The organism is Flavitalea flava (assembly GCF_054461575.1).
In genome coordinates this window covers 1-17,576 of record NZ_JBTLQH010000056.1, presented here as the reverse complement: position 1 = coordinate 17,576, position 17,576 = coordinate 1, and the positions used below count along the sequence as shown (strand labels likewise).

Genomic DNA, 17,576 nt, shown 5'->3' with positions numbered 1-17,576 from the left:
ATATTTAAAAGCGTTCTATTAAATCACTGCATTCGAAACAGAGGACTGACGTCCCTGGATTCTTCCGCTTTTCATAAGACCGTCATATTGCCTCATCAGCAATTGGGTCTCGATCTGCTGTAAGGAATCCAATACCACACCTACCATGATCAGCAGGGATGTACCTCCGAAGAAGGATGCAAAACCCTGAGTTACACCCAATCTTTGTGCAAAACCAGGCAGGATACCGACAACAGCCAGTAGAACCGCACCGGGAAGAGTGATTTTATCCATGACCGAACCGATATAATCAGCGGTAGGCTGACCGGGTTTAACACCGGGGATAAAACCATTATTACGTTTCAGATCGTCTGCGATCTGTTTTGGGTTAAAAATAAGAGCGGTATAAAGAAAAGTAAAGCCGATAACGATCACTGCATAAATCAGCATGTGTACGAAATCGCGTGGATCGGAGAATAATTTTGCAATGCCTTTGGTTGAATCGAAACTGGCGAAGATAGTCGGCAGGAACATGATTGCCTGGGCAAAAATGATCGGCATAACACCGGCACCGTTCACTTTTAGGGGCAGGAACTGACGCGCTCCACCGAACTGACGGTTACCTACGATTTGTTTGGCATAATTGACCGGAACCTTGCGTACCCCCTGGATCAGGACGATCAGTCCCATAATGATGGCAACAAGGATAGCGATCTCGATGACAAAGATCAGGATACCACCACTGCCGGCGGCAGCTTTGGCATTCCATTCCTGAATGAAATTCCTGGGCAGACGGCCAAGGATACCAATCATGATAATAAGAGAAGTACCATTACCCAATCCTTTATCGGTTATCTTTTCACCCAGCCACATCACGAACAGGGTACCTGCGGTGAGTACGATCGGGGTGGTCAGCCAGAAATAACCGCTGAAACTATCAACGATGGCATCTCTTCCTAACCCTTTCAGATAGGTAACATAGGCATAAGCCTGAACAAAGGTGACGATAACGGTCAGATAACGGGTCCATTGATTGATCTTCTTTTGACCGCTTGCTCCTTCTTTCTGTACTTTCTGCATCTGGGGAACCAGGATGGTCATCAGCTGCATGAAGATAGAAGCGGAGATATAAGGCATGATCCCTAAAGCCAGGATAGAAGCCTGTGAAAAGGCACCACCGGAAAAGGCATCGATCAATCCAAGCGCACCGTTCTTGGCACCGCTAAGGGCACTGAGTTTATTTGGATCGATACCGGGCAGAACGATGAATGTGCCGAGCCGGTATATGAATATCAGGGAGACCGTGACAAGGATCTTGCTCTTTAAATCATCGATGCTCCAGATATTTCTAAGTGTTTGAAGTAGTTTCTTCACGGAATCTCTTAATTTTTGAGAATGTTTAAACAATAACCCACAAAAAAGACGCATTTGGTAATGCGTCTATGCAAGTTACATAAAATTACTTCACAATTTCGATTGTTCCACCGGCTCCTTCGATAGCCGCCTTTGCTTTCTCACTTACCGCGTTCACTTTGAAGGTAAGTTTAGTCTTCAGTTCTCCGTTCCCAAGGATCTTTACCAGATCGTTCTGGGCGATTAATCCATTGATATACAGATTTTCAGGAGAAAATTCGGAGATCCCGTATTTTTCAACCAGCAGATCGATCTGTCCCAGATTGAAGACTTTATAGTCAATCCGGTTGATATTATTAAACCCACGTTTGGGTATTCTTCTCTGGATAGGCATCTGACCACCTTCATGGGCCATTTTACGTTGGTACCCGGCACGGCTCTGTCCGCCTTTATTACCTTTAGTGGATGTTCCCCCTTTACCGGAAGCTTCTCCACGGCCCAAACGTTTTTCTTTATGTGTTGCACCTTTTGCCGGTCTGATCGAATGTAAATTCATATACTTGATTTTTACTTACGGGGAATCTCCCCTCGCGTTACCCCTGTCCGATCCGGTTTTGGCCGGAGGTACAAGGAAATTATTAAATGATTAAATTCTTTTGAGCTAATGGTTTATTTTACTTCTTCGACCTTTACCAGGTGATCCACTTTGCGGACCATACCTAAGATCTGAGGAGTGGCTTCAACCTCTTTGCTGGCGTGCATTTTATTCAGGCCAAGAGCTTTCAGGGTTAATTTCTGACGCTCGGATCTGTCGATGCCGCTTTTAACTTGGGTTATTTTGATCTTTGTCATGACTATGAATTATTTAAGCAAAAAAGTTTAACCGTTGAAAACTTTCTTTAATGAAATGTGACGGGTCCGGGAAACCTGGATCGGCTCCCTTAACATGGCCAGGGCCTTGAAGGTAGCTTTAACCACGTTGTGCGGGTTAGCGGAACCTAAAGATTTAGCCAGAACGTCCGTAATACCGGCGCTTTCCAGAACAGCACGCATGCTGCCTCCTGCGATAACACCCGTACCATGCGCAGCTGGTTTTATCAGGACCTTTGCAGCACCTTCTTTAGCCAGTTGATCGTGAGGAATGGTACCATGCATCACCGGAACCTTGATCAGGTTCTTCTTGGCATCTTCGATACCCTTGGTGATAGCTTCCTGAACTTCTTTAGCCTTCCCAAGACCATGACCTACGACACCGTTCTCGTTACCAACTACTACCAATGCAGAGAAGCTGAATGCACGGCCACCTTTGGTTGTTTTTACCACACGATTGATGGCAACAACTTTTTCTTTCAACTCAAGATCGCCGGCTTTGACTCTGTTTAAGATTACGTTTGACATTGTAATTATTTACGAATTACTATTTACAAATTACTTTACTCGATTAAAATTGAAGACCGCCTTCACGGGCTCCTTCGGCGACAGCCTTTACACGGCCGTGGTACAGATAACCGCCACGATCGAAAAGGACATCCTTAAGACCCAGTTCGGTAGCCTTACGGGCAATGGCAGTGCCAACCAGTTTGCTTTTTTCGACCTTAGGAACTTTATGCGCGACGATATCTTTATCGCGGGAAGAAGCGGAAGCCAGGGTTACTTTGTTATCATCATCGATCAGTTGCACATAAATATCATTGTTGCTCCTGAACACGGACAGCCTTGGTCTTGCTGCTGTTCCGCTGATCTTTTTACGGATGCCGTATTTGATCTTTTGTCTCCTGATTACTTTCGTATCCATGTTGTTTATTTTGCAATCCTGATTTATGTCTCTTAGAGAACGCCAGGACTAAATTTTCAAATTATATACCCGCAGCTTATTTACCAGCAGCTTTACCAGCTTTCTTCCTAACCACTTCACCTGTGTAACGAACACCTTTACCCTTGTATGGTTCAGGTTTGCGCAGACCACGGATCTTGGCAGCCACCTGGCCGATCAATTGTTTGTCAACCCCTTCCAGGAAGATAGTTGGGTTCTGCCCTTTTTCCTGTGCAGTGGTCAATTTCAGTTCTTTCGGGATTTCGAAAATAATATTGTGAGAATATCCCAGGGCCAGATCCAGAAGGTTACCCTGACTGGAAGCTTTAAAACCTACCCCGATCAATTCCAGTTGTCTTTTATAACCTTCCGTTACCCCTTTAACCATATTGGCCACCAGGGAACGATACAGACCATGAAGTGCACGATGACGGATCTGATCGGTAGGGCGGGTGACTTCTACTTGTCCGTCCTTTACTTCCACTTTAATATCGGGATCAACCGTTTGTTTCAGTTCGCCTTTTGGCCCTTTAACAGTCAGGATGTTGTGTGCTCCAACCGTCAATGTAACTCCACTGGGAAGAACAACGGGCTTTTTACCTATACGGGACATAATAATTACAATTTAAAATATTCAAATTATGATTCTCTGCCGTCAACCGGTCAGCCTGTATAGGACAGGCTTAATGTATTGCCAGCTTTTATTCTTTCCTTATTCCCTTTAGAGGGTTAGGAGGCTTAGTAGATATAACAAAGAACTTCGCCACCTACATTCTGCACTTTCGCTTCCTTGTCGGTCATTACACCTTTGGAAGTAGAAATAATGGCCACGCCCAAACCATTCTTCACACGTTTGAACTCAACAGGGCTGGAATATTGACGCAGACCCGGACGGCTAACTCTTTCCAGCGATTTGATCGCAGGCTCTTTGGAATTAGGATCGTATTTCAAAGCGATCTTGATAACGCCTTGTTTGCTGTCATCCTCAAATTTATATTTCAGGATATATCCTTTATCATAAAGGATCTCTGTCATTCTTTTCTTCAGATTGGAAGCAGGTATCTCTACGATACGGTGATTCGCCATCTGTGCATTACGTATTCTCGTCAGAAAATCTGCAATTGGATCAGTAACCATTGTCTGTATTCAGTTAAATGATGTCAAAAAAAATTTACAATGCGATATCCAATGATATCAAAACTCTTCTCCTACCCTAACTCCCCCTTTAGGGGGTTGGGGGGTTACCAGCTGGCTTTCCGTACGCCCGGAATCTTACCTGCAAGGGCCATATCACGGAAGATCACCCTGGAGATTCCGAAATAACGGATATATCCTCTTGGGCGGCCTGTCAACTGACAACGGTTGTGCAACCGGACAGGAGAAGCATTCTTCGGAAGCAGGTCCAATGCTTTGTAATCACCGGCGGCTTTTAAAGCGGCGCGTTTTTCAGCATATTTAGCTGTCATCGCTTCCCTTTTTCTTTGTCTCGCCTTTACTGACTCTTTAGCCATGTTATATAACTTTTAAAATTTAAAGCAAATCACAATTAGCAATCACAACAATTTTAATCTTTCTTCACACCACGGAAAGGCATACCCAGCTCTTTCAGCAGTTCGAACGCTTCTTCGTTGGTTCCGGCGGTGGTCACAAAAGTGATGTCCATACCGGTGATCTTGTTTACCTTGTCGATGTCAACTTCAGGGAAGATGATCTGCTCGGTGATACCCAGGGTATAATTACCGCGGCCATCAAACGATTTTTCATTGATCCCTTTGAAATCCCTTACACGGGGCAAAGCGGTAGAGACCAGGCGATCCAGGAACTCATACATCTTTACGCCACGCAGCGTGACACGGGCTCCGATCGGCATAGCCTTACGAAGCTTGAAATTGGAGATATCTTTCTTGGAAAGGGTAGAGACTGATTTCTGACCGGTGATCATCGTCAGTTCGTCTACGGCGACATCAACCAGTTTCTTATCTGTCACGGCGCCGTTCACACCACGGTTAAGACAGATTTTTTCCAATTTCGGAGCCTGCATGATGCTGCTATATCCGAATTTTTTCATGAGGGCAGGTACTACCTCTTTGGTGTACTTTTCTGCCAGACGCGGAGTGTATTTTTCTGTGCTCATTATTTGATTACCTCCCCAGATTTTTTAGATATGCGAACTAATTTTCCATTCTCCCTGGAACGTTTTATTTTGGTAGCAGAACCGGTCTTGGCATCCCACAACAGCACGTTGGAGATATGGATCGGAGCTTCCTGCTTCACGATACCACCTTTGGTATTCTGTGCAGAAGGTTTGGTGTGTTTGGTGACGATATTCACTCCTTCAACCAGGAGTTTGTTCTTTTCGGTAAGGACTTCCAGAACTTTCCGGGCCTTCTTGGGGTCCTTGTCGTCACCGGTGATCACTACCACGCTATCACCTTTTTTAATATTAAACTTCGGTTTGAATCTGTTACTCATTTTATTACCCTCCCTTCCTCCCTAAAGGGAGGCGTTATTAAAATTTATATTTCTATTTGTTCTTTTAAAGATCTTTTTCCTCTATTCCCCCTTTAGGGGGTTAGGGGGTCTCTACAGCACTTCAGGAGCCAGGGAGATGATCTTCATGTATCCCTTGTCACGCAGTTCCCTGGCTACTGGCCCAAAAATACGCGTACCGCGGGGTTCATCCGATGCATTCAACAATACAACAGCGTTATCATCGAACCGGATATAAGAACCATCCTTACGACGCAATTTTTTCTTGGTACGTACAATTACCGCTTTGGCAACCGTACCTTTCTTAATACCGCCGGAGGGCAGTGCATCTTTCACGGTAACCACGATCTTATCGCCTATACCGGCGAAGTCCTGTCCGCTGTTTCCCAATACCCGGATGCACAACACTTCTTTGGCACCACTGTTATCAGCTACATTTAGTCTGCTTTCTTGCTGAATCATTATTTGAGCATTTAGCTTCAAGCCGCAAGCTGCAAGCCTGAAAAATTATTGTTAATACTATTCTTTGTCAACAGCCTTTAGCTTGCGGCTTGTAGCCCGCAGCTTGCAGCTATCAGAACTACTTGGCTTTTTCGATAACTTCTACCAGGCGCCAGCGCTTGGTTTTGCTTAACGGACGGCTTTCCATGATCCTTACGACATCACCGATGGTGCACTCATTCTTTTCATCATGAGCATGGAAGCTGGTAGTCTTTTTTACGAACTTACCATAGATAGGATGTTTCACCTTTCTTTCGACGGTGACGGTGACGGTTTTATCCATCTTGTTGCTTTTTACAACGCCGATCCTTGTTTTACGCAAATTTCTTTCAACCATTGTTTTAGCTTTTAGCTTTTTATTTACAGTCCCGCCTCCTGACCTGGCCGGACAATTCGTATTCGATTATGCTTGGGGTTTGCGGTTGACGCGCTTTCTGAAAGGTGGCGCTTCACCCGCAAACATCCGATTTCTTGGCCTTCGGCCAGGAAGCTTACGCTTCCTTTAGCGTTTTCTGAGCCAGGGTGGTTTTCAACCGGGCAACATCCTTCCTCAGGTGGCGGATGCTCATCGGGTTTTCCAGAGGAGAAATGGCATGCGCAAATTCCAGTTTCTTCAGGCGCAATTCATCTTCCTGGATACGTGCTTTCAGATCGGCTTCAGTCAGATCCTTCAGGCTTTTTACAAAATCAAGCTTCTTTGACATTGTATGTCGGTTTTACTGTGTTCTGTTTATAATTGTTTCATCTCCCGGGCATACGCGGACCTTGCGGTCCGCTTTCCTCCTATACCACTACATCCCTGCGGACGATGAATTTGGTCTTGATCGGCAGTTTCTGTGCAGCCAGTTCCAACGCTTCCTTGGCTACGGCCAAGGGAACACCATCTGCTTCGAAAAGGATACGACCTGGTTCAACGACGGCCGCCCAATACTCAGGGTTACCTTTACCTTTACCCATTCTCACTTCCTGGGGCTTCTTGGTGATAGGCTTATCGGGGAATACCCGGATCCACACATTTCCTTCACGCTTCATAGCACGGGTCAGGGCCTGACGGGCAGCTTCCAACTGACGGTTGGTCAGCCAGATCGCTTCCAGCGATTTCAAAGCATATGAACCAAAGGAAATAGAACTTCCTCTTTTAGCCGTCTCGCGAATGCGGCCTTTTTGTCCTTTCCTATGCTTCGATCTTTTGGGTTGTAACATCTTAAATTATTTTCCGGTTACTTATTTTTCTTGTCTTTTATCTACTCCCCCTTTAGGGGGCTGGGGGGTTTAGTGCCTTCCGCCACCACCGCCGCCTCTCCTGTCACCGCCGCCAGCACCGGGGCCTCTTCTTTCACCACCACCACCGCCGCCGCCTCTTCTATCGCCGCCGCCGCCTGGTCCGCCTCTTCTGTCATCACGGTGATGACCGCCGCCGCCATGTCCGTCTTCCCTTCTTTCCCTTCTGTCGCTTACATCGGTCTTACCGCCTACGAAGTTGGGATTCAGGTCTCTCTTAGCCAGTACTTCACCTTTACAGATCCATACCTTGATACCGATCTTTCCGTAAACCGTAAGGGCGAAAACATTGGCGTAATCGATGTCCATACGTAAAGTATGTAAAGGAGTACGTCCTTGTTTGATCTCTTCGGTACGGGCGATTTCAGAACCGCCTAAACGACCGGCAACTTTTACTTTGATCCCTTCAGCACCCATACGGAGAGCAGAAGCGATAGCCATTTTAATGGCACGTTTGTAATTGATACGGTTTTCGATCTGACGCGCAATCGTGTCTCCGACGATATTGGCATCCAATTCCGGGCGACGGATCTCCAGGATATTGATCTGCACATCATCTTTGCCGGTAAGCTTCTTCAGCTCTTCCTTGATGCGGTCTACTTCACCCCCACCTTTACCGATGATGATACCGGGCTTGGAAGTATGGATCGTTACGATGAGTTTGTTCAGCGTACGCTCGATAACGATTTTGGCAATCCCACCTTTATTGATACGGGCATTCAGGTAGGTCCTGATCTTGTTGTCCTCGATCAACTTGAAGGCATAATCTTTTTTGCTGCCATACCAGTTGGATTCCCAACCCCTGATGATCCCTAACCTGGCCCCGATAGGATTTGTTTTCTGACCCATATTATGATTTAATAAGTTTTATCAATTATTTTTTTAAATCAAGAACTTTTTCATCAACAATGATTGTCACGTGATTGCTGCGCTTGCGGACACGGTACCCTCTTCCTTGCGGAGCAGGGCGCATACGTTTCAGGGTTCTTGCACCGTCAACGAAGATCGTCTTTACAACCAGGCTTGCATCGGCAGCGCTCTGGCCTTCATTCTTCTGTTCCCAGTTCTTTACGGCAGACCACAGCAACTTGTGCAGCGGAGTAGAAGAATGTTGCGGGTGATGCTCGAGCAAAGCCAGGGCTTTCTCTACATGAATCCCACGGATCTCATCAGCCAGTAAACGCATTTTACGGGGCGATGTCGGATAATTTCTCAATTTAGCTACTGCTTCCATTTTATTGGTTTACGGTCTATGGTACCGGAGTGACCCGGACCCACAAACTATGTTATGCGATTTTCTTACTTGAATGTCCTTTGAAATTACGGGTAGGTGCGAACTCTCCCAATTTATGCCCTACCATGAACTCCGTTACATACACGGGAATGAACTTGTTACCGTTATGTACCGCCAGCGTATGACCCACGAAATCGGGGGTAATAGTAGAACGGCGGCTCCAGGTTTTGATCACCCCTTTCTTTAATGTTCCTTCATTAATAGACAGGATCTTTTCTTCCAGATTGGCGTCTACGTAAGGACCTTTTTTAATTGAACGACCCATATGAATGAGTTAATTTGTGATTTTTTAATTAAAAAACAGATCTACCTTTTTGGTAATTTTTTCCCATCCCGGCGCTGAATGATCATCTTGTCACTGCCCTTTCCTTTGGTACGGGTTTTCAGACCTCTTGAGTACTGACCGTTCCTGGAGCGTGGCTGACCACCGGATGCTTTACCTTCACCACCACCCATCGGATGATCTACCGGGTTCATCGCTACACCTCTTGTCCTTGGACGAATACCTCTCCAACGGTTGCGACCTGCTTTACCCATGCTCTGCAAACTGTGATCGCTGTTGGATACCACCCCTACGGTAGCATAACAATTGATCAATACTTTTCTCAGTTCGCCGGAAGGCATTTTCAGGACGGCATATTTTTCTTCCTTATTGGTCAATTGAGCAGAAGTTCCTGCGCTGCGGACCAATTTACCACCCTGACCGGGCTGCATTTCAATATTGTGCACATTGGTACCCAAAGGCATGCTTTTCAGTTGCAGTGCATTTCCTAATTCAGGAGCAACGCTGTCACCGGACAGAACAACGGTTCCGACCTGCAGACCCTGGGGAGCCAGAATATATCTTTTTTCACCATCGGCATAATGAATCAATGCAATAAAGGCTGTACGGTACGGATCGTACTCGATAGAAGCAACTGTCCCGGGGACGATCTTCTTGCTTCTTTTGAAATCGATGATACGATACATCCTTTTGTGACCACCACCCATATACCGCATAGCTCTCCTACCCTGAAAGTTCCTACCTGCCGTAGATTTCACTTTATCAAGAAGGCTCTTCTCCGGCTTATCTGCCGTAATCTCGGCATACGCATTTCCAATTCTCCAGCGTGTCCCTGCGGTAATCGGCTTGTATTTTTTCAGTGCCATTTTTCGTTTCTTATTCTTTTTAAAAAATTGTCAATCCTTTGCGGCGTCTGACCGCCATTCTTTGTTCCCCCCAACCCCCTAAAGGGGGAGTTAAGGAAGCCTACATACTAGATGCTAGCATATAAATCGATCGTTTCGCCTTCGGCTACAGTTACCAGGGCCTTTTTGAAGGCTGGTTTACGACCTTGTACATATCCTGCCTTTGTAAAGCGGGTCTTGTTCTTACCTGGCACAACAGCAGTATTCACATCTATCACTGTTACTCCGTAGAAATCCTGAACGGCTTTCTTGATTTCCAGTTTGTTGGCTTTACGGTTGACACGGAAAGCATATCTCCGCAGTTTTTCCTGCTGGGCATTTGCTTTTTCGGTCAGTATCGGTTTTACTAAAACTTCGGAAAGTTTCATTTTCTCAATTTTTTCTTAATTATCAAACATCTTTTCCCTCCACTCCCGACCGGGAGCCGGCGGTCTAAGCTTTTACTTCATCCAGTGCATCTTCTGCAAATGCTATCGCAGCAGATTCAGAGAGAACGAGTACATCTGCATTCACGATATCATAAGTATTGATATCTGCCAGCAAAGTACCTTCAACTCTTGGAATATTGCGCAAACTCAGGTATACGTTATCGTTAGATTCAGGGAGAACGAACAGGACCTTCTTACCGGCGATCTCCAGGCTCTTCAGCACTTCGGAGAACTGTTTGGTCTTTGGGGTATCCAGTTTGATATCTTCAACCACGACGATGGCATTTCCTTTGGCTTTGTAGGCCAGCGCTGACATCTTAGCCAGGTCTTTCACCCTGCGGTTCAATTTAAAATCATAACCGTGGGGTTTAGGTCCGAAGATAGTACCACCACCTTTATAAAGAGGGTTACGCAGGTTACCTTTACGGCTTCCTCCTGTTCCCTTCTGGCGATGAAGCTTCTTGCTGGAACCTTTCACTTCCATGCGGGTCTTCACTTTGTGCGTACCCTGGCGTTGTGCGGCAAGGTATTGTTTGACGGCAAGGTAGATCACATGGTCATTCGGCTCGATTCCGAAGATCTCTTCGGACAACTCTACCGTTCTGCCGGTCTTTTTCCCTTGTATATTTAGTACTGATACTTCCATTGTAATTACTTTAAAAAAGTTACTTCTGAGTTACTTCTGAATTAAGACAATTGATCCGTTGTGGCCAGGTACCGATCCACTCACCAGGATGTAATTTTTTTCCGCGAAGATCTTAACGACCTTCAGGCTTTTCACCTTTACACGGTCACCGCCCATACGGCCGGCCATGCGGACACCTTTCATTACACGTGAAGCATCGGAAGAGTTACCGAGGGAACCGGGAGCACGCTGACGGTCATGCTGACCGTGAGACTGCTGACCCACACCATGGAATCCATGACGTTTAACGACCCCTTGAAAACCTTTACCTTTTGAAGTACCGACAACTTCTACTTTGTCGCCTTCGGTAAAAATCTCAACGGTGATCGCTTCACCAAGATTCTTTTCTATGGAAAAATTGCGAAATTCTTTTACAAACTGTTTGGGGGAAGTGCTGGCTTTTACGAAGTGATTCTTTTCAGCCTGAGTAGTGTGCTTTTCTTTCTTTTCACCAAATGCTAACTGAACGGAGGTGTAGCCATCTGTGTCCTTTGTTTTGACTTGTGTGACGACACAAGGACCTGCTTCAATGATCGTGCAAGCTGTTTGCTTGCCGTCAGGACTGAAGATGCTGGTCATCCCGATTTTTTTACCAATAAGACCTTTCATTTATTTTAAAGTTTATGCCATCGGGTATGAGGACAACTCGAAGACTTACTGTATTGGTGTTACAGAAGCGGTCTACGTTTTCAATCCTTCGTTTGCAGCCGACCTTTTCTTTTAGTCTTTCTTTATCCGCCTTGTGCGGGTCCGGAAAGACAGAAGTACCGGCAGTAAACAAACCCTGAATGGCTTGTTCATATGTGACCCCTTCTTTCTCCCGGAGGAGAAAGGAAGAGAATTTACTAATTAGTTGCCCCAATTTTTCCGCTCCGCATTCCGTTTAAGTTGGAATGGTATCCTGTGGGAGAAATTAAATTCTCTTTCAGAAAAATGGCCCTTTTCAGGGTTTTTGAGCGTCTCTCTGCCTTTCCTGCTCCCCCTTTAGGGGCTGGGGGGTGAGAGATCTGGGCTCCAGCGCTATTTTATTCCGGAGAGCGGCGCTCTTAACCTTCGTTTCGCTGGCGCGAACCTCGGTTATCCGGAAGTTTATAGATGGATATATAAAGAACTTAAAATCGATTCATTCCCTTAGGCCTCCCTGCGGTAACCGGGTGAAGCGAAGCTTCATGAAGGTTACGGGCGGAGCCCTGGGGGGCGGCGTACTTAGGCCTTGATCTCAACATCTACCCCTGAAGGCAGATCCAGTTTGGACAGGGCATCTACGGTCCTGGAAGAGGACGTATAGATATCCAACAAACGCTTGTGGGTATGCAGTTGGAACTGCTCACGAGCTTTCTTATTCACGTGCGGAGAACGCAGAACGGTGAAGATTTTCTTCTTAGTAGGTAAAGGAATAGGACCCGTTACCACTGCACCTGTACTACGAACTGTTTTAACGATCTTCTCAGCAGATTTATCTACCAAATTGTGATCGTACGACTGTAATTTGATTCTGATTCGTTGAGACATAAGCCAAATCCCATTTTTCGAATGGGGATGCAAAGGTATGCGTAAGTTTTTTATTTACAAAAGAAAAATGCCCCAAATTTGGGACATTTTTAATTTTTTTTTGTTTCCAGGCAATAAAGATAGTCAATTACCTCAGCGCCCACCACCCGGGCAATTCTTTTTCAGGTAATCCGTATACAAGGTAGCCAGGTGTCTCCGGGTTCCTTCCCCCTCATAAATGCCATGTGAACGATTGGGATAGGACATGTACTGGAAAACCTTATTGTACTTGATCAGAGTATTGAGCAGCAATTCGGCATTCTGGTAATGTACATTATCATCCCCTGTTCCATGGATATATAACAAATTACCTTTCAGCCCTTTAGCATAGGTCATGGGGGAAGCCTTCTCATAATCTTCCTGATTCTCAGGGATTAGTCCCATATACCGTTCTTCGTAAATATTGTCATAAGACTGCTGGTGATTGACGGCAGCTATCGCAATGCCGGTCTGGTAGAGATCAGGGTATTGGAAAAGGAGATTAAGGGTGGTTGCTCCTCCCCCGCTCCATCCCCATACGGCTATCCGGCTGTTGTCCACAAAGGACCATTTCAGGACCTCTTTAGCCGCCATAGCCTGATCCCGGATATTCAGCCGGCCGATCTGGCGATAGATAGATTTGCGCCATTGCCGCCCCTTGGGAGCAGGCGTTCCCCGGTTATCCAGGCTCATATAGATATATCCGTCGGCAGCCATATCCCCGGCATAAAGGAAATTAACCCCTGCACCTTCCTGGTCCAGTACCGTCTGGGCGGCCGGTTCTCCATACACATAGAACACGACAGGGTACTTTTTAGTACTGTCGAAATGGTCGGGTTTTACCATCCAGCCATCCATTTCCACCCCGTCAACCGTCCTTACGGTAAAGAATTCTACTTTTTTATGAGCAGCCGTCTGGGCTATCTTTGCATTGATATCTACCCCCTTAGCCAGGGCAACATGGCCTGGTACACTAATCCATTCCTGGATAGAGGGGGTATTGGCATTGCTGAAATTATGCATGGCAAACTGGGCGTCCGGGGAGATCTCATACTCATGGGTACCAGGCTGGCCCGCCGGTGTGATCCGTTCAGGCTTTCCTTTACCATCCAGGCGGGTACGATAAAGATATCGTTGGGTGGCATTTTCCGGAGAGGCGATAAAATACACATAGTTATTCTTTTCGTCGATCAGGCTCACCGTGGTTATATCATAATTCCCTTTGGTGATCAGCGTCTCCTTTTTCCCATCCCGGCTTATACGATAAATATGGCGCCATCCGTCTTTTTCGGTCACCCATATAAATTCCTTTCCTCCATTGATAAAGTCCCAACCCGCAACTACCCCGTCCTGCCAGGAGCCTTTACATTCGAAAAATGCACTGTCTTTCTCCGCATAAAGCTGGGTGGTGTTGCCGGTGGCAATATTACTGGTGAGGATCTTGCTTTCATTCTGTTTCCTGTTCAACTGCTGCAGGATCAGTTCCGTGGAATTAGCGGCCCATTCCATCCTGGGCAGATAGGTCTGCCGGGGATCGCCCTGGATATCCATCCATTTGGTCGTTCCCGAGGAAACATCCACCACGCCGATCTTATAGGGTGAGGGGGCCTGCCCTACCACCGGGTATTCCACCGGCACGACAAAGGGATAAACGGAATCTGTCGTATTAAGCATCAGGTAATCCTTGATCTGGTTGGCATCGATCTGCCAGTAGGCGATATTCTGACCGTCGGGACTCCAGCGGAACCCATCCCGGCAATCCAATTCCTCTTCATAGACCCAATCGAAGGTCCCGTTGATCAGTTTTGGAGTGCCGTTCGTGGAGGTCAGGCTTTTAGACTGGCCGCCGGCAAGATCTTCCACGTATACGTTATGTTCGCTCACATAAGCGGCCTTGTTTCCATCAGGGGAGAATTTGGCGAACATAAGAGAAGAGGCAGGACGATCCTTACCCAGCTGTCTCAGGGCATGGGAGGACAGATCCAGGACCCAGTAATCACCCCGGGTATTATAGCGCCATACCCGTTGGGTATTGGTAAAGATCAGGAGTTTTTTTCCGTCTTCGGAAAAGGCAAAATTCCTGATATCCAGCGGTTTGCTGCGGCCGGAAGGGATCAGCTGCTCCCTGGTTACAACGGCCGTCTCTTTATTATCCGGCAGATCGACCCGCAGGATCTCTCCGGATCCGGCCTTGTAAAAGGAGTGACCGTTATTGATCCATTTCAAATCTGTAGAACCGGGCTGGGCAAAGGCGGCATTATAAAACAGGCAAAGTAAAAGAACCGTGAAGGAGGCCATTCCCCGCAGAAAAAAAGTTCGTGCAGCAGATAACATAAGAGTGTGATTTTTTAGGCGCGGAAATTAGTATAATCCATCGAGATCTGAGCAACAAACTGGACCAACGGTGCGGCAAGGTTTGCAAAACCACCCAGGCATCCCTGGAAGATATAGCACAAGGCAAAAAAAACCCGCCTTTGGGGACGGGTCTTTTCTAAACTTTATAAAAATGATCTTATGCGTTCACTTTTCTGCCTTTCACCTTGGCGATCACTTCTTCCGCTACGTTATTCGGAGCAGGAGCATAGTGAGAGAATTCCATGGTGGAGGTAGCACGGCCGGAGCTCATGGAGCGCAGTTGGGTAACATACCCAAACATTTCGCTCAAAGGAACCTTGGCCTTGATTACCTGCAGGTTGGCACGGCTGTCCATACCTTCCAGGATACCACGACGACGGTTAAGGTCACCGGTTACATCTCCCATATATTGGTCGGGAGTCAGTACTTCCACTTTCATGATAGGTTCCAGCAGAATAGGCTTTGCCTTGCGACCTGCTTCACGGAAACCGGATCTGGCACAGATTTCAAAGCTCATGGCATCGGAATCTACATCATGGTAGCTGCCGTCGAACACCCGCACCTTCATGCTGGTCAGGGGATACCCGGCCAGAACGCCTGTACCCATCGATGTTTCAAAACCCTTGGAGATCGCAGGGATGAATTCCTTGGGAACGGATCCGCCAAAGATATCGTTCACGAACTGGAAATGTTTTCCTTCGTTTTCTTTCAGCCATTCTGCGTCAGCCGGTCCGATCGCGAACTGGATGTCTGCGAACTTACCACGACCACCCGTTTGTTTCTTCAACACTTCACGGTGTTCGATCGTAGCATTGAAGGCTTCTTTATAGGCAACCTGGGGAGCACCCTGGTTAACTTCTACTTTGAATTCACGACGCATACGGTCGATAATGATTTCCAGGTGCAGTTCTCCCATTCCACGCAGGATGGTCTGACCGGTATCTTCGTCTGTATTTACGCGTAAGGTAGGATCTTCTTCTACCAGTTTGGCAATGGCCATACCCATCTTATCGACGTCAACCTGGGTCTTGGGTTCAACCGCTACGGCAATAACCGGCTCGGGGATGAACATATTTTCCAGCGTGATGGGATGATCTTCATCGCAAAGGGTATCACCGGTCTTGATTTCTTTAAAACCAACCGCTGCACCGATATCTCCCGCTTCGATAAAATCGATCGGGTTCTGTTTGTTGGCAAACATCTTCATGATACGGCTGATACGCTCTTTTTTGCCGCTTCTTACGTTCAATACATAAGAACCTGCATCGAGATGACCGCTATAACACCGGAAGAAGGCAAGACGACCTACGAAAGGATCGGTCATGATCTTAAAGGCCAGCGCTGCAAAAGGTTCCTTTGCATTGGCCTTACGCGTAACGATCTCGCCCGTGTTTGGATCAGTACCCTGTATATCATCGATATCCAGCGGGGAAGGCAGGTAACGGCAAACGGCATCCAGGGCTGTTTGTACACCCTTATTCTTGAATGACGAACCGCACATCATCGGAACGATGCTCAGGTCTACCGTAGCTTTACGGATAGCCTCATGCATTTCATCTTCCGTAATGCTATTGGGATCTTCAAAGAATTTTTCCATCAGGGTATCATCGTATTCCGCGACGGCTTCCACCAGTTTCGCTCTCCACTCATTTGCTTCTTCCAGCATATCTTCCGGTACAGGAATTTCATCGAAGGTCATCCCTTCGGTTTCCATGTGCCAGATAATACCTTTCATCTTGATCAGATCCACCACACCGGCAAAATCATCTTCAGCGCCGATCGGCAGCTGCAATGGAACGGCCTTGGCTCCCAGCATTTCCTTTACCTGCTTGACCACCATCAAAAAGTCAGCACCGCTGCGGTCCATCTTGTTGACGAAGCCGATACGGGGAACTTTGTAACGGTTGGCCTGGCGCCAAACGGTTTCTGACTGAGGCTCTACCCCATCAACGGCGGAAAATAGGGCGATCAGACCATCCAGTACGCGCATGGAACGCTCTACCTCAATGGTAAAGTCAACGTGACCCGGAGTATCGATGATATTGAAATTATATTTTTTTGTATTGGCATCCACCTTCCCCTTATCGGTAGGAAAATTCCATACACAGCTCACAGCAGCAGAGGTAATGGTAATACCTCTCTCTTTTTCCTGCTCCATCCAGTCGGTGGTAGCTGCACCGTCATGAACCTCACCGATCTTGTGGATCATCCCCGTATAGCGCAAAATACGCTCGGTAGTAGTGGTCTTGCCGGCATCGATATGTGCCGCAATACCGAAATTCCTTTGAAATTTTAAGTCTGCCATTGTTATATATTAAAAAGTTAAACCGTTTAATTAATCCTAAACCCCTCATTCTCTTTTAGTTGTGCCATTTCCCTCCATAATCTCTCTACACTCCCGCCCGGGCAGCAAAACTATTGACCCTGTTTTATTTTATCTGAAAAATTCCATTGGCCAGTATCCTCCTTATAAATTCGGTGCGCAAAGGTAATTAAATATTTTCTGAAATGTGCAATAAGCTCATTGGAGTTATTGAAATATAACTCTATTCGCTTATTCCGCTAATTATTGGCCTCCGGCCTTTGTGACCTTGTCACAAGGGCTCATTGGAGTTATTGAAATATAACTCTATTCGCTTATTCCGCTAATTATTGGCCTCCGGCCTTTGTGACCTTGTC

25 protein-coding genes are annotated in these 17,576 nt (G+C 46.6%); all 25 read right to left on the bottom strand.

Annotation, left to right across the window (positions count from 1 at the left end; all coding sequences use genetic code 11):
- Positions 1-18 precede the first annotated feature (18 nt).
- Complete coding sequence (secY, locus tag ACX0G9_RS28325) at positions 19-1,353, bottom strand: preprotein translocase subunit SecY (RefSeq protein WP_459068355.1); 1,335 nt, start codon at positions 1,351-1,353, stop codon at positions 19-21.
- Between the two features lie 85 nt (positions 1,354-1,438).
- Positions 1,439-1,888 (bottom strand): 50S ribosomal protein L15, encoded by a 450-nt coding sequence (gene rplO, locus ACX0G9_RS28320; protein WP_459068354.1) that lies wholly within the window; start codon positions 1,886-1,888, stop codon positions 1,439-1,441.
- Positions 1,889-2,001: 113 nt separating this feature from the next.
- Positions 2,002-2,184, bottom strand: coding sequence for a 50S ribosomal protein L30 (gene rpmD, locus ACX0G9_RS28315; protein WP_459068353.1), 183 nt, complete (start codon positions 2,182-2,184; stop codon positions 2,002-2,004).
- A 27-nt stretch (positions 2,185-2,211) separates the two neighbouring features.
- A complete protein-coding gene (rpsE, locus tag ACX0G9_RS28310; RefSeq protein WP_459068352.1) occupies positions 2,212-2,730 on the bottom strand; it encodes a 30S ribosomal protein S5 in 519 nt (172 codons plus the stop codon).
- Between the two features lie 43 nt (positions 2,731-2,773).
- The gene (gene rplR, locus ACX0G9_RS28305; protein WP_459068351.1) at positions 2,774-3,127 is read right to left on the bottom strand and encodes a 50S ribosomal protein L18; all 354 of its coding nucleotides are present in this window, start codon (positions 3,125-3,127) and stop codon (positions 2,774-2,776) included.
- A gap of 76 nt (positions 3,128-3,203) precedes the next feature.
- The gene (rplF, locus tag ACX0G9_RS28300; protein WP_459068350.1) at positions 3,204-3,758 is read right to left on the bottom strand and encodes a 50S ribosomal protein L6; all 555 of its coding nucleotides are present in this window, start codon (positions 3,756-3,758) and stop codon (positions 3,204-3,206) included.
- Between the two features lie 125 nt (positions 3,759-3,883).
- Entirely contained in the window at positions 3,884-4,282 is a 399-nt protein-coding gene (gene rpsH, locus ACX0G9_RS28295) for a 30S ribosomal protein S8 (RefSeq protein WP_459068349.1), read from the bottom strand.
- Positions 4,283-4,386: 104 nt separating this feature from the next.
- Complete coding sequence (gene rpsN / locus ACX0G9_RS28290) at positions 4,387-4,656, bottom strand: 30S ribosomal protein S14 (protein WP_459068348.1); 270 nt, start codon at positions 4,654-4,656, stop codon at positions 4,387-4,389.
- A gap of 53 nt (positions 4,657-4,709) precedes the next feature.
- Entirely contained in the window at positions 4,710-5,279 is a 570-nt protein-coding gene (rplE, locus tag ACX0G9_RS28285) for a 50S ribosomal protein L5 (RefSeq protein ID WP_459068347.1), read from the bottom strand.
- A complete protein-coding gene (gene rplX / locus ACX0G9_RS28280; RefSeq protein ID WP_459068346.1) occupies positions 5,279-5,617 on the bottom strand; it encodes a 50S ribosomal protein L24 in 339 nt (112 codons plus the stop codon). Before rplX ends, rplE begins: the two co-directional genes overlap by 1 nt.
- 111 nt (positions 5,618-5,728) lie before the next feature.
- Positions 5,729-6,097, bottom strand: a complete 369-nt coding sequence (gene rplN, locus ACX0G9_RS28275; RefSeq protein ID WP_459068345.1) for a 50S ribosomal protein L14 — start codon at positions 6,095-6,097, stop codon at positions 5,729-5,731.
- 118 nt (positions 6,098-6,215) lie between these two features.
- Positions 6,216-6,473, bottom strand: coding sequence for a 30S ribosomal protein S17 (gene rpsQ / locus ACX0G9_RS28270; RefSeq protein ID WP_459068344.1), 258 nt, complete (start codon positions 6,471-6,473; stop codon positions 6,216-6,218).
- A gap of 154 nt (positions 6,474-6,627) precedes the next feature.
- The gene (rpmC, locus tag ACX0G9_RS28265; protein ID WP_459068343.1) at positions 6,628-6,840 is read right to left on the bottom strand and encodes a 50S ribosomal protein L29; all 213 of its coding nucleotides are present in this window, start codon (positions 6,838-6,840) and stop codon (positions 6,628-6,630) included.
- Positions 6,841-6,919: 79 nt separating this feature from the next.
- Positions 6,920-7,339 (bottom strand): 50S ribosomal protein L16, encoded by a 420-nt coding sequence (gene rplP, locus ACX0G9_RS28260; protein ID WP_459068342.1) that lies wholly within the window; start codon positions 7,337-7,339, stop codon positions 6,920-6,922.
- 69 nt (positions 7,340-7,408) lie between these two features.
- Positions 7,409-8,266: a 30S ribosomal protein S3 gene (rpsC, locus tag ACX0G9_RS28255; RefSeq protein WP_459068341.1), complete on the bottom strand. Its 858-nt coding sequence runs from the start codon at positions 8,264-8,266 to the stop codon at positions 7,409-7,411.
- A gap of 25 nt (positions 8,267-8,291) precedes the next feature.
- A complete protein-coding gene (rplV, locus tag ACX0G9_RS28250) occupies positions 8,292-8,651 on the bottom strand; it encodes a 50S ribosomal protein L22 (protein ID WP_459068340.1) in 360 nt (119 codons plus the stop codon).
- A 52-nt stretch (positions 8,652-8,703) separates the two neighbouring features.
- Positions 8,704-8,976, bottom strand: a complete 273-nt coding sequence (gene rpsS / locus ACX0G9_RS28245; protein ID WP_459068339.1) for a 30S ribosomal protein S19 — start codon at positions 8,974-8,976, stop codon at positions 8,704-8,706.
- Between the two features lie 41 nt (positions 8,977-9,017).
- The gene (gene rplB, locus ACX0G9_RS28240; RefSeq protein ID WP_459068338.1) at positions 9,018-9,860 is read right to left on the bottom strand and encodes a 50S ribosomal protein L2; all 843 of its coding nucleotides are present in this window, start codon (positions 9,858-9,860) and stop codon (positions 9,018-9,020) included.
- A gap of 107 nt (positions 9,861-9,967) precedes the next feature.
- Positions 9,968-10,267 (bottom strand): 50S ribosomal protein L23, encoded by a 300-nt coding sequence (gene rplW / locus ACX0G9_RS28235; protein ID WP_459068337.1) that lies wholly within the window; start codon positions 10,265-10,267, stop codon positions 9,968-9,970.
- Between the two features lie 64 nt (positions 10,268-10,331).
- Positions 10,332-10,973 carry a 50S ribosomal protein L4 gene (rplD, locus tag ACX0G9_RS28230; RefSeq protein WP_459068336.1) on the bottom strand — a complete coding sequence of 214 codons (642 nt, stop codon included), beginning with the start codon at positions 10,971-10,973 and terminating at the stop codon, positions 10,332-10,334.
- 30 nt (positions 10,974-11,003) lie between these two features.
- On the bottom strand, positions 11,004-11,621 hold the full coding sequence (gene rplC, locus ACX0G9_RS28225) for a 50S ribosomal protein L3 (RefSeq protein WP_459068335.1): 618 nt from the start codon (positions 11,619-11,621) through the stop codon (positions 11,004-11,006).
- The gene (locus ACX0G9_RS28220) at positions 11,602-11,874 is read right to left on the bottom strand and encodes a hypothetical protein (RefSeq protein ID WP_459068334.1); all 273 of its coding nucleotides are present in this window, start codon (positions 11,872-11,874) and stop codon (positions 11,602-11,604) included. The genes rplC and ACX0G9_RS28220 overlap by 20 nt, the downstream gene beginning before the upstream one ends.
- Before the next feature lie 344 nt (positions 11,875-12,218).
- The gene (gene rpsJ, locus ACX0G9_RS28215) at positions 12,219-12,524 is read right to left on the bottom strand and encodes a 30S ribosomal protein S10 (RefSeq protein WP_459068333.1); all 306 of its coding nucleotides are present in this window, start codon (positions 12,522-12,524) and stop codon (positions 12,219-12,221) included.
- Between the two features lie 132 nt (positions 12,525-12,656).
- Positions 12,657-14,876: a S9 family peptidase gene (locus ACX0G9_RS28210; RefSeq protein WP_459068332.1), complete on the bottom strand. Its 2,220-nt coding sequence runs from the start codon at positions 14,874-14,876 to the stop codon at positions 12,657-12,659.
- Between the two features lie 178 nt (positions 14,877-15,054).
- The gene (fusA, locus tag ACX0G9_RS28205) at positions 15,055-17,202 is read right to left on the bottom strand and encodes an elongation factor G (RefSeq protein WP_459068331.1); all 2,148 of its coding nucleotides are present in this window, start codon (positions 17,200-17,202) and stop codon (positions 15,055-15,057) included.
- Positions 17,203-17,576 lie beyond the last annotated feature (374 nt).

What these genes read in the sequence shown, in the direction of transcription:
- rpmC (WP_459068343.1), bottom strand. Translation starts at nt 6,840, where the DNA reads ATGTCAAAGAAGCTTGATTTTGTAAAAAGCCTGAAGGATCTGACTGAA.
- rplP (WP_459068342.1), bottom strand. Translation starts at nt 7,339, where the DNA reads ATGTTACAACCCAAAAGATCGAAGCATAGGAAAGGACAAAAAGGCCGC.
- ACX0G9_RS28210 (WP_459068332.1), bottom strand. Translation starts at nt 14,876, where the DNA reads ATGTTATCTGCTGCACGAACTTTTTTTCTGCGGGGAATGGCCTCCTTC.
- rplV (WP_459068340.1), bottom strand. Translation starts at nt 8,651, where the DNA reads ATGGAAGCAGTAGCTAAATTGAGAAATTATCCGACATCGCCCCGTAAA.
- rpsS (WP_459068339.1), bottom strand. Translation starts at nt 8,976, where the DNA reads ATGGGTCGTTCAATTAAAAAAGGTCCTTACGTAGACGCCAATCTGGAA.
- rplO (WP_459068354.1), bottom strand. Translation starts at nt 1,888, where the DNA reads ATGAATTTACATTCGATCAGACCGGCAAAAGGTGCAACACATAAAGAA.
- rplB (WP_459068338.1), bottom strand. Translation starts at nt 9,860, where the DNA reads ATGGCACTGAAAAAATACAAGCCGATTACCGCAGGGACACGCTGGAGA.
- rpsQ (WP_459068344.1), bottom strand. Translation starts at nt 6,473, where the DNA reads ATGGTTGAAAGAAATTTGCGTAAAACAAGGATCGGCGTTGTAAAAAGC.
- rpsH (WP_459068349.1), bottom strand. Translation starts at nt 4,282, where the DNA reads ATGGTTACTGATCCAATTGCAGATTTTCTGACGAGAATACGTAATGCA.
- rplF (WP_459068350.1), bottom strand. Translation starts at nt 3,758, where the DNA reads ATGTCCCGTATAGGTAAAAAGCCCGTTGTTCTTCCCAGTGGAGTTACA.
- rplD (WP_459068336.1), bottom strand. Translation starts at nt 10,973, where the DNA reads ATGGAAGTATCAGTACTAAATATACAAGGGAAAAAGACCGGCAGAACG.
- rpmD (WP_459068353.1), bottom strand. Translation starts at nt 2,184, where the DNA reads ATGACAAAGATCAAAATAACCCAAGTTAAAAGCGGCATCGACAGATCC.
- rplN (WP_459068345.1), bottom strand. Translation starts at nt 6,097, where the DNA reads ATGATTCAGCAAGAAAGCAGACTAAATGTAGCTGATAACAGTGGTGCC.
- rplC (WP_459068335.1), bottom strand. Translation starts at nt 11,621, where the DNA reads ATGAAAGGTCTTATTGGTAAAAAAATCGGGATGACCAGCATCTTCAGT.
- rplE (WP_459068347.1), bottom strand. Translation starts at nt 5,279, where the DNA reads ATGAGCACAGAAAAATACACTCCGCGTCTGGCAGAAAAGTACACCAAA.
- rpsC (WP_459068341.1), bottom strand. Translation starts at nt 8,266, where the DNA reads ATGGGTCAGAAAACAAATCCTATCGGGGCCAGGTTAGGGATCATCAGG.
- fusA (WP_459068331.1), bottom strand. Translation starts at nt 17,202, where the DNA reads ATGGCAGACTTAAAATTTCAAAGGAATTTCGGTATTGCGGCACATATC.
- rplX (WP_459068346.1), bottom strand. Translation starts at nt 5,617, where the DNA reads ATGAGTAACAGATTCAAACCGAAGTTTAATATTAAAAAAGGTGATAGC.
- rpsE (WP_459068352.1), bottom strand. Translation starts at nt 2,730, where the DNA reads ATGTCAAACGTAATCTTAAACAGAGTCAAAGCCGGCGATCTTGAGTTG.
- rplW (WP_459068337.1), bottom strand. Translation starts at nt 10,267, where the DNA reads ATGAAACTTTCCGAAGTTTTAGTAAAACCGATACTGACCGAAAAAGCA.
- rpsN (WP_459068348.1), bottom strand. Translation starts at nt 4,656, where the DNA reads ATGGCTAAAGAGTCAGTAAAGGCGAGACAAAGAAAAAGGGAAGCGATG.
- rpsJ (WP_459068333.1), bottom strand. Translation starts at nt 12,524, where the DNA reads ATGTCTCAACGAATCAGAATCAAATTACAGTCGTACGATCACAATTTG.
- rplR (WP_459068351.1), bottom strand. Translation starts at nt 3,127, where the DNA reads ATGGATACGAAAGTAATCAGGAGACAAAAGATCAAATACGGCATCCGT.